Here is a 7,112-nt window from a genome sequence, read left to right as displayed (position 1 = left end):
TCTTCCGTCTGCCAGGCAACTGCACCGGTGGGGGAGCTGGTTTCTGCCGCGATCGCCGTTGCGGGGGCGATTCCCGCGACAAGTGCCGCGGAAAGGGCGATGCCCAAGGTTGCTCGTCTTGCTCTTCTCGCGAGAATGTCGTTCATCTCGGCACCTCATTTCAAGGGTCGGCGGCTCGGCTGGTAGCACTAATGTAAGTATACCAAGCGATTGGCCCGCCACTGGCTGGGTGTGCGCGTATGCTCCTCTGAAAACTGAATCCCGTTAGAAATGACGAGTTGTTTACGCTTCTTTTGGGGTGGCGGTACTATCATGGTTCGAATTGAATGTGGATGATGATAGGGAGCGCCTATACATGATTGAGTTGCTCAGGCGTTTTGGTGGTAAGTTTCGCCGATATATGGTGATCGGCCCTGCGTGCAAGTTGATCGAAGTGATCTTTGACCTGCTGACGCCGCTGGTGATTGCCCAGATGATCGATAAGGGCATTGGCTCGCACGACGTGGATGCCGTCGTCCGTTACGGTATGGTGCTTGCCGCCATGGCTGTGATCGGCATCTCGTTTACGCTCGTCTGCCAAAAGATGGCGGCGCTCACCTCGCAGGGCATGGGCACCGATATCCGTGGTGCGCTCTACCAGCACATCAACAAACTGAGCTATGCCGAGCTCGACCGTTTTGGCACGCCGTCGCTCATCACGCGCATCACCAACGACGTCAACCAGGTGCAGCTTGCCGTGGCGCTGGGCGTGCGCATGCTCATCCGCTGGCCTTTCCTGGCGGTGGGCTCCATGGTCGCGGCCCTTGCCATCGACCTTAAGCTTGGCGTGATTTTCTTGATTTGCACGCCCGCCATCGGCCTGGTGTTTTGGCTTGTCATGGCGCGCTGCATTCCCTACTACAAGCAGCTGCAGGCAAAGCTCGATCGCATCGCGCTCATTTGCCGCGAGGGCCTTTCGGGCGCTCGCGTGGTTCGCGCCTTCGTGCGCGAGGACCACGAGCGCGAGCGCTTTGCCCAAGCTGCCGATGACCAGGCCAATACTGCCATCGCGGTGGGCAAGCTCTCGTCGATCCTTAACCCCGTTACGTTTTTGGTGATGAACCTGGGCGTGTGCGCCATCCTGTGGGTGGGCGGCATCCAGGTCAACGTGAGCGATCTCACGCAGGGTCAGGTTATGGCGTTTGTGAACTACATGACGCAGACCCTGACCTCCATCGTGTACGTGGCCAACCTGGTCGTGGTCTTTACCAAGGCGAGCGCCAGTGCGTCGCGTATCAACGAGGTGCTCAATTGTGAGCCGAGCATCACGGACGGGGACAACCAGCCGGTCGCGCTGCCCAAGCCGGGTGCGACGGGCAATGCCGCTCCGGCCTCCGCGCTGAGCTTGAGCCATGCGAGCTTCTCGTTTGGCGCCGGCGCTGCCAACGCCGTCAACGATGTGACGCTGGAGCTGCCGCTGGGCAAGACACTCGGCATCATCGGCGGCACGGGCAGCGGCAAGTCCACACTCGTCTCGCTTATCCCACGCCTGTACGATGCGGGCACCGGCAGCGTGAGCGTGATGGGCGCCGACGTGCGCGCATGGCCGCTCGACCAGCTGCGCCATGTGGTCGCAACCGTCCCGCAGCGCGCGTCGCTGGTGAGCGGCACCATCCGCAGTAACCTGACCTGGCGCGACGAGGCGGCAACCGACGAGGAGCTCTGGGCGGCGCTCGACATGGCGCAGGCGAGCGAGTTCGTGCGCAACAAGCCGCAGGGGCTCGATGCCCCGGTCGAGGCGGGCGGCAAGAACTTTAGCGGTGGCCAGCGCCAGCGCCTGACCATCGCACGTGCCCTGGTGGGCTCTCCACAGGTCCTAATCATGGATGACTCCGCCTCGGCGCTCGACTTTAAGACCGACGCGGCGCTTCGCCATGCCATCCGCGAGCGCAGCGTGCGCGGTGCCGCCGAGGGCGGGCTGCCGCTGACGACCGTCATCGTGAGCCAGCGCGTCTCGACCGTGCGCGATGCCGACATGATCTGCGTGCTCGACCACGGTTCGGTCGCGGGCCTGGGCACGCACGATGAGCTGTACGCGACCTGCCGGCTCTATCGCGAGATTTGCCAGTCGCAGCTTCGTCGTGAGGAGCTCGAGGGTCAGCAGGGGAGCGCGACGTCCACGTCCACCCCAGGCGCCGCGTGCGCCCTGGCATCCACTTGCGCAAAGGAGGGCTGCTAAATGAACCCGTACACTTCTTCCGGCTCGGTCGCCACGATGACCGCCAACGTGTCTGGCAACGATAGCCTCAACGACCTGGGGGACGGCCCGCGCCAGCCCGGCGACCCCGAGCGCTATCCCGTGGGCGCGGTGACCCGCCGCCTGCTGGGCTATGTTCGCCCGCACCGCATTTCGTTTGCGGCGTCGTTTGTGAGCGCTGCCATCTCGGTGATCTTGCAGCTCTACACACCTATTCTCATCGGCGAGGGCATCGACCTGATCGTCGCCGCCGGGCAGGTGGACTTCGATGCGCTGCTGCCGCTTGTCACCAAGCTCGCGATTGTCGTCGTAGGTGCTGCGGCTTTCCAGTGGCTGCAGGGCTATTGCGTTAACCGCTTGTCCTACGAGACGGTGCGCGACATGCGCGTGGAGGCGAGCGACAAGCTCAGCCGCATGCCGCTCACCTTTATCGACAGCCATGCCCACGGCGACCTCATGAGCCGCGTGGTCAACGACGTCGACCAGGTGGGCGATGGTCTGCTGCAGGGCTTCACGCAGCTCTTTACCGGCGTTATCACCATTGTGGGCACGCTCGCGTTTATGCTCTCCATCAACCTGACCATGACGCTCGTGGTGGTGCTCGTCACGCCGCTTTCCATCTTTGCGGCCGGCGCCATCGCAAAGCTCTCCAACAAGAGCTTTACGGCCCAGCAACGCATTCAAGGCCAGCTCGGCGGCCATATCGAGGAGTATGTGGGCGAGCAAAAGCTCGTGGACGCGTTTGCCTACGGCCCGAGCGCTCAGCAGCGCTTCGATGCCCTCAACGCCGAGCTGTATACGGCGGGTGAGCGCGCGCAGTTTATGGGTTCGCTTTCCAACCCCGGTATGCGCTTTATCAACAACATCATCTACGCTGTGGTCGCCGTGATCGGCTGCGTGGGCGTGATCACGGGCGTGCCGGCGGCGCTCACGGTGGGCGGCGTGCAGATCTTCCTGTCCTACGCCAACCAGTACACTAAGCCGTTCAACGAGGTCACGAACGTCATCACGCAGATCCAGACCGCGTACGCCTCGGCGCGCCGCATGTTTGCGTTGCTTGATGCGCGCGAGCAGGAGCCCGACGCGGCGGATGCCGTGGAGCTTGTCGCCCCGCAGGGCGAGGTGACCTTTGAACACGTGGACTTTAGCTATGTGCCCGACCGCAAGCTGCTGCAGGATATCTGCATCGAGGCTAAGCCCGGCATGCGCTTTGCCCTGGTCGGTCCTACGGGCTGTGGCAAGACAACGCTCATCAATTTGCTGCTGCGGTTCTACGATATCGACGCCGGCCGCATCTCGGTAGACGGGCGTTCGTCGCGCGACTACACGCGCTCGAGCCTGCGCCGCGCCTTTGGCATGGTGCTGCAGGACACCTGGCTGTTCGAGGGCACGGTGGCAGACAACATCGCGTACGGTTGCCCCGATGCCACGCGCGAGCAGGTCATCGAGGCCGCCAAGCGCGCGCATGCGCACAAGTTTATCGTGCAGCTGCCGGGCGGCTACGATACGGTAATCGGCGAGGACGGCGGCACGTTTAGCCAGGGCCAAAAGCAGCTGCTGTGCATCGCGCGCGTCATGCTCACCGACCCGGCAATCTTGCTGCTGGACGAGGCGACCTCGAGCATCGATACCCGCACCGAGCTGCAGGTTCAGGCGGCATTCGACGAGCTCATGGCCGGTCGCACAAGCTTCGTGGTGGCGCACCGCCTGAGCACCATCCGCAACGCCGACTGCATTCTAGTGATGCGCGACGGCGAGATTATCGAGCGCGGCACGCACGACGAGCTGCTGGCGGCAGACGGCTTCTATGCCGAGCTCTACCGCAGCCAATTCGCCCAGTGAGCAAGCCCGTGGGGCAAATTAATCAGGTTTGTTTGTCCCATAGAGCGATCTTGTTATATAGCGTTCTACCAGCGCGTGAAACATTTTGACGATACTCCGTGACACAATTTGACGGCGTTTTGTGAAACAGTTTTTCGGACATTCGTGAAACGTTCTGCGGCGGTTTCAATCCGAAGTACATACTGTTCGAAATCTGTCCAAAGATGTCGTCTGCGTCGTCAATCGACAGACGGTGGTTTACATCCGTCACGTTAGTACTAAGATATTCATCTAATAAATTGCATTAGTGGCTTTAGTTTTGGGGGAAACGAGGCAACGTGACTATGACGTGCTCTTTGGTGGTTAACAGCAAGAGCGGTAATACCAGGATGGTTTCGGGTGCGATCAAGCGCGCTCTACAGGCTGCGGGCGTTGAGTTTGTCCACGCCGCGGCGTTGAGCGACGATGCGGATGCAGATCAGGTTGCGCTCGAGGCGCAGGGCGCCTGCGCGGCCGACACGGTGCTCGTCGGTTTTTGGTGTGACAAGGGCGCGTGCACGCCTTCGGTCGCGGCGTTGCTCTCCGCCTTGCACGGTAAGCGCGTCTTCCTGTTTGGCACCTGCGGTTTTGGCGCCGACCAGAGCTACTATCAGCAGATTATCGACCGCGTAACTTCCAATTTGGCTGGGGATGCCGAGCTTGCGGGCTGGGCGATGTGCCAGGGCAAGATGGGCCCCGCGGTCAAGCAGCGCTACGAGGCCATGCTCGAGCAAGATCCCGATAACGCCCGATTTAAGATGCTGCTCGACAACTGGGTTGCCGCGAAGGACCATCCCACCAAGGAAGATATGGATAACATGGCTGCAGCCGCAAAAAAGGCCGTTTTGGGCGAATAACTTCGCCGCTTGCGGTGCCGCGCGTTCAATCGTACAAACGTGAAAGCCTCGAGATTCTCGGGGCTTTTTTCATGACACGAGGGCGCCCCTTTATTGATGGAAGGCCTAATAAGCTGATTGTTCTATGCCCGGATGTATGCGGAGTGGGATGGGATTTCCGGATGGGTGGGGTTGCGGAAGCTGCGTCCCGGAATTTGCCTTTGGAATGGGATGCGGTTTCCCGTTGAGGGGCTCTGTGGAAACCGCATCCCAGTTTTCGGCCGAGAAATGGGATGCCGTTTCCGGTTGAGGGCCTTGGCGGAAAGTGCGACCCGGAATTTGTGATCGGAGTGGGATGTGGTTTCCCAACGGGGGCACAAGCGGAAGCCGTATCCCACTCCGGACGTGAATTCTGGGACACGGTTCTCAGAGGATTATGGGCTGCGAACTACATGGGGCTGCCATAAAACTCCGGCAAAGGAGGGGTCGGAAATAAATGACACTTCCAGTAGTTTGTTTTAATGTGGGGGGGGGTACCATTATTTTAGTTTCGCAAAAAATCGAACCTTCTATGGGGAAGTTGCGTAGGGGGGTTAGTTATAAGTATTGGATAAAACAGACTAATTTGGGGATAAATGACCGCTTACGCCAAAATAAGTAGCATTTAGCGATAAAACATTGAAAAATGTGTAGCACATCGCTATGTTTTTATTACGAAAAGATTCCAAATTGGCTTATTTCGGACTCACTTTTCAAGCGCCTTGCGGTTCCTGTTGAAACTTGCTGACCTTTGGATGGGTCGAATAGGTCCTCAAGGGGGATGAATTATCACTTTGACGGCGCGTAGACTCAAACGATTTATTGCACTTTTGAGTAGCTTGGCGTTCGCGCTTGTCATAGCCCTTGCCGTTGTTTCTTTTGTGCCTCGCGCATTTGGATACACGCCCTTTGCTGTGCTTTCGGGCTCTATGGAACCCGAGCTTCCCGTTGGCTCCATGGTGTTTGTCCGCCAGGTTGAGCCAACGGATATTGCCGTGGGCGACAATGCAACCTTTTACCGATCGGACGGCGCCGTGGTGACGCACCAGGTGTACGAGATCGACCCTGTGGCGCAGACGATCAGCACGCAGGGAATCGCAAACAAAAATGCAGATGGAAGCATCATGCACGATGCCGAGCAGACGCCTTTTTCGAGTGTTATCGGCACTGTTTCTTTTTGTGTCCCTTACCTGGGCTTCGTTAACGCATATTGCACGACGATGCCCGGTTTGCTTGTTGTGGTGGCCGTTCTGGCGCTGCTGGCCGCGGCGTCGATTGTGCTCGATCGGATGGTTCCCGACGAGCCTGCGGGCAAGCATACCCGCGTGCATGCGAGGGAGCGGCGTTCATAGCGGCAGGGAAAAGCGTCGGCGGCGGTAGGGGCCGTTGCCGGGGAAAACGATTCTCGAAAGGAAGAGAACGATGGAAAACAAGAAGAAAAAGCGCTACGGCATCATTGCCGCCCTGTTGCTGTTGGTGCTGGCTGCCGGCGTGGGTACCTATGCATGGCTGACGGCGCAGTCGAGCCTGACCAACAACTTCACTACTGCGGGCATCAACCACCCCACCACTAATCCTGATAATCCGGATCAGCCGATTCCGGATGACAAGACTAAGGTCAACGGCAATCTGACCGAGACTAACTGGGTTGCGGACTCCAAGCTCGCCCCTGGCGTGTCTGTTCCTAAGAATCCTAATGTCGGTATTGGCAAGGGGTCCGAAAACGCTTATGTGTACGTTTTCGTGAAGAACGAGACAGCGTCTGCTGGGACTGCTGATTCCAAGACGACTTACTTCACCATTAACAAGGGTTGGAAGGCCGTTGAGGCGACCGCTGTTGAGGGCGAACCGACTCATTATCTCGGTGGCCTTTTCGTTTATGTTGGCAATGAGACCGAGGCCACTCCGCTTATTGCCAGCAAGACCGAGGACAAGTGGACCGGTCAGCTGTTCGACCAGGTGACTACGCCCAAGGAGACTGAGCAAAAGGATTTCGCCAATCCTGCCACGATGAAGGTCAACTGCTTTATTTACGCAGCAGATAACACTACTGAGGGTTTGTCTGCGTCTGCTTTGACTGCTGCCAAGGCCTGGGCTGCCAAGTTGCAGCAGTAACCCCCCCCCCCCCCACTGAGATCCCG

At 59.2% G+C, this 7,112-nt stretch carries 5 protein-coding genes; all 5 read left to right on the top strand.

Translation table 11 applies throughout. The features are described from left to right. The first annotated feature begins 355 nt into the window (after window positions 1-355). The 5 genes from DW850_RS05620 (at window position 356) to DW850_RS05600 (ending at window position 7,086) form a co-directional block, all read left to right on the top strand. On the top strand, window positions 356-2,218 hold the full coding sequence (locus DW850_RS05620) for an ABC transporter ATP-binding protein (protein ID WP_117786493.1): 1,863 nt from the start codon (window positions 356-358) through the stop codon (window positions 2,216-2,218). After that, window positions 2,219-4,078 (top strand): ABC transporter ATP-binding protein, encoded by a 1,860-nt coding sequence (locus DW850_RS05615; RefSeq protein ID WP_117786492.1) that lies wholly within the window; start codon window positions 2,219-2,221, stop codon window positions 4,076-4,078. A gap of 323 nt (window positions 4,079-4,401) precedes the next feature. Next, complete coding sequence (bilS, locus tag DW850_RS05610) at window positions 4,402-4,953, top strand: flavodoxin family protein BilS (RefSeq protein WP_117786491.1); 552 nt, start codon at window positions 4,402-4,404, stop codon at window positions 4,951-4,953. 812 nt (window positions 4,954-5,765) lie between these two features. Next, on the top strand, window positions 5,766-6,323 hold the full coding sequence (locus DW850_RS05605) for a signal peptidase I (protein WP_370215628.1): 558 nt from the start codon (window positions 5,766-5,768) through the stop codon (window positions 6,321-6,323). A 70-nt stretch (window positions 6,324-6,393) separates the two neighbouring features. Then, window positions 6,394-7,086: a hypothetical protein gene (locus DW850_RS05600; RefSeq protein ID WP_117786489.1), complete on the top strand. Its 693-nt coding sequence runs from the start codon at window positions 6,394-6,396 to the stop codon at window positions 7,084-7,086. Window positions 7,087-7,112: the final 26 nt, after the last annotated feature.

Source organism: Collinsella sp. AM36-4AA, from assembly GCF_003467795.1.
GTDB lineage: Bacteria > Actinomycetota > Coriobacteriia > Coriobacteriales > Coriobacteriaceae > Collinsella.
The sequence above is the reverse complement of the archived record's forward strand: the minus strand, read 5'-3'. Positions and strand labels throughout refer to the sequence as shown.